This window comes from Clostridium sp. (genome assembly GCF_051650885.1).
Classification (GTDB): domain Bacteria; phylum Bacillota; class Clostridia; order Clostridiales; family Clostridiaceae; genus Clostridium.
Genome location: NZ_JBOFRG010000262.1, coordinates 1 through 3,690, shown reverse-complemented (window position 1 = coordinate 3,690; position 3,690 = coordinate 1). Strand labels below are relative to the sequence as shown.

The 3,690-nt window shown below is 28.5% G+C and carries 1 protein-coding gene; it reads left to right on the top strand.

Annotated elements, in window-relative coordinates; translation table 11 throughout:
* Positions 1 to 3,690: DUF7507 domain-containing protein (locus ACRC28_RS12495; RefSeq protein WP_438543778.1), on the top strand; the 3,690-nt coding region annotated here is incomplete at both ends.

The window sequence follows — 3,690 nt, the reverse complement described above, 5'->3', positions numbered from 1 at the left end:
AGTTTTAGTAACAGAGGCTTTGACGCCTAATGTTATTCAAAATAAAGGGAATATTAGCTATACATTCACTAAGAATCCAAGCTATCCAAATGAAGAAGGGGAATATAGTGAAAGTAACATTGTTAAAACTGTTATAAATACTGCGAATATTAGCACTGAAAATGGTGGATTAATAAAAGAACGTGATAAAGAATTTGCTAAAATAGGAGATACAATAACCTATACTGTAAGACTTAAAAATACTGGTAATGTGTTAGCTGAAAATGTTAAATTTATAGATACAATTCCAAATGGAACTATTTTTGTTATAGGCTCTCTATCTGTTGATGGAACTAATATGCAGTCAGCCCTTCCAAACGTAGGTGTGGATTTAGGTAGTTTAAGTGTCGGAATGACAAAAGTTATTTCATACAAAGTACTTGTTTTAAAAATTCCAAATCCAAATCCGATTCCAAATAAAGCAAATGTAAATTATAAATATTTAGTTGATCCTAGTACTAGTAGATATAACTCAAAACAAAATGAAAGTAATACAGTTTTAACCAAAGTAAATTCGGCTATAATTGATCCGAATACTGGTGATATTTTAAAAACTGCTAGCAAAGATTATGCAGATTTAAATGAAGATATAACCTATACAATCGCTATAAGAAATTCAGGAAATGTTGAAGCTACAAATGTATTTGTAAAAGATACTATTCCAAGCCATACAACATTTATAAATGGTTCTATTTATTTAGATAATGAACTTTTAGCAAGTGCAAATATTGAAGACGGAATAACTATAAATAAAATTTTACCAAATGAGACTAGAACTATAACTTTTAAAGTTAAAGTTACTTCTATTCCAAATCCAAATAAAATTGAAAATTCAGCAACTCTTAGTTATAGCTTTATTGTTAATCCAATAGACCAAAGCGAGGATAAAAAGACTGCTAATACTAATATAGTTACAACAACTATAAATAATGGAGAGATTAATCCAAATACAGGTGGACTTGTTAAAACAGTTGATAAAAGGTATGCAAAGCCTGGTGAGGAATTAACTTATACTATTAAAGTTAAGAATACTGGAAATATTAAAGTAAATAACGTAATTGTTACAGATACTCCACCAGATTATACAAGCTTTATTAATGGTAGCATTCTTGTAGATGGTGTTTTAAGAAGTGGTGACAATATAATAAGTGGTATTTCTCTTGGAACATTAAATGTTAATGAGGAAAGAGTAGTTAGTTACAGAGTTGTTATAAATTCAACATTTAAAGGAACTGAAATCAAAAATAAGGCAAAGGTAAATTATAGTTATACAGTAGATCCTACAAAACCTAATGGCGTTTCTAAGGAAGCAGAGAGCAATACTGTTTTGACAAATGTTAATTATGCAGATATTTCTTATTTGACAGGTGGTGCTTCAAAAGCTGTAGATAAAGTTTATACTGACCTTCATGAGGAACTTTTATATACAATTACTCTTAAAAACAAAGGAAATGTTGATGCAACAAATGTTGTAGTGAAGGATACTATTCCAAAGAACACCTCTTTAGTTTTAAACTCAGTGCTGATTAACAATGTTCAAGTTTTTGGTGCAGATCCAAGTCGTGGTATTAATGTTGGAATTTTAAAGCCAAATGAAAGTGCTGTTGTTTCATTTAGAGTATTAGTAGATTCTATTCCAAGTAATAAAATAATTGAAAATGAAGGAATAGTTTCATACAACTATACAAAAACCCCTATTGAACCTAATGGAGAAAGTGGTGCTACTAATACTAATGTAGTGAAAACAGAGGTTAAAGTTGGAGAGATAACTCCAGGTACTATTCCAACAGGTCCAGATGGAAAGCCACTTCCACCACAAGGCGGCTTTATAAAAACAGTAGATAAATCATATGTTAAATTAAATGATATAGTAACTTATACTTTTAAAGTAACTAATTCAGGTAATATTCCTGTTAATGATGTTTATTTAAGTGATTTAATTCCAGCTGATATGGAGTTTGTTAAAGAAAGCTTCTCAGTAGATGGTGTTATTGATAAAACTGTAACTGGTACAACCTCTGTAAATATTGGAACTATTGATAGTTTAAAAACTAAAATAGTATCATTTAAAGTTAAAGTTGTAACTGTACCAAATAATAATATTATAGAAAATAAGGGACTTTTAGAATATTCTTATGTAGTTGATAAAAACAAGCCTCCTATTAAAAAAGAGGTTACTTCAAATATTGCTAAAGTTACTGTGAATTCTGCTGAAATTTCAAATGAAAATGGTGGATTATTAAAACAAGTGGATAAAGATTTTGTAGGTATTAATGAAGAATTAACTTATACAATTAAAGTTAAAAATACAGGAAATACAAAGGCAAATAATGTTGTTTTAATTGATAGTATTCCTGACGGTACTGAATTTATCCAAGGATCTGTAATAATTGACGGAGTTTTAGATCCAACTTTAAATCCAGAAACAGGGATAGGACTTCTTGTTTTAGATAAAGGTGAAACTAATATAGTTTCATTTAAGGTTAAAGTTTTAAAATTAAATAAGGACCTTAAAATTAAAAATAATGCAACTATTTATTATGAATTTGTTGTAGATCCAAATGAGCTTCCAGTTAGGGTTAATAACCAATCTAATACTGTAATAACAAAAGAAAATTCAGCTATATTTGAAGGAGCTGGGTTTACAAAAATGATTAGCACAAAATATGCTAATATAGGTGAGGAAATAACCTATACATTTAGCATAAAAAACAGTGGTAATATAATAGCGACTAACGTTGTATTTAGAGATACAATAGCAGACGGACTTTCATTTATAGATGGCTCTGTTCGTGTAAATGATATTGATTTAGTTAAAGTTAATCCAATGGATGGAATATCTCTTGGAAGTATTTCTCCAAATAAAAATTTAACATTAACATTTAAAGTTAAAGTAGTGGAACTTCCAACTAGCAATCCTGTAATAAATGTAGGAAAATTAACTTATGCAAATCAAATAAACCCACTATTAAACCCTGTTATAAGCACAATTAATTCAAATAAAGAAGAGGTATATATAAAAGACCCTTCTCTTAAAGTTATTAAATCAACAGATTATAAAGATTACGTTGTATCTGATATAGTGGACTTTAAAATTGAGCTTTTAAATACTGGGAATATTGATATTTTAGAAGCACGTGTTATTGATAGCTTAAATTCAAATTTAAGCTTTGTTAAAGGTAGTATTATAGTTGATTCTATCCCACATGAAGATGAAAATATCACATCTGGAATTTCAATTAAAAATATTAAAGCAAAATCTAAGGTTATTGTAACTTTTAAAGCTAAAGTTATAAGCATGCCAAAGGATAAGATTATTAAAAATACTGCTAAAGTTGTTTACTCATATATTCTAGATCCAAATGATAAACCAATTGGAGAAGAAACACTTAGTAATGAAGTTATACTTCATATTGAAAATGCAAATTTAGTAATAACAAAAAAAGCTGATACCACTCTTGCAAAACTTGATGATATCATAACTTACAACGTTAAAATTACTAACACAGGTTCATTAAAAGCTTTAAATGTTGTATTTATAGATAGCATTCCAAAGGAAGTAGAATTTGTTGATGGAAGTTTTAAAGTAAATGGACGTGAGATAAATTCCATTTCAGCTAGAAATGGAGTGTCTATTGGTGATTTAGATGT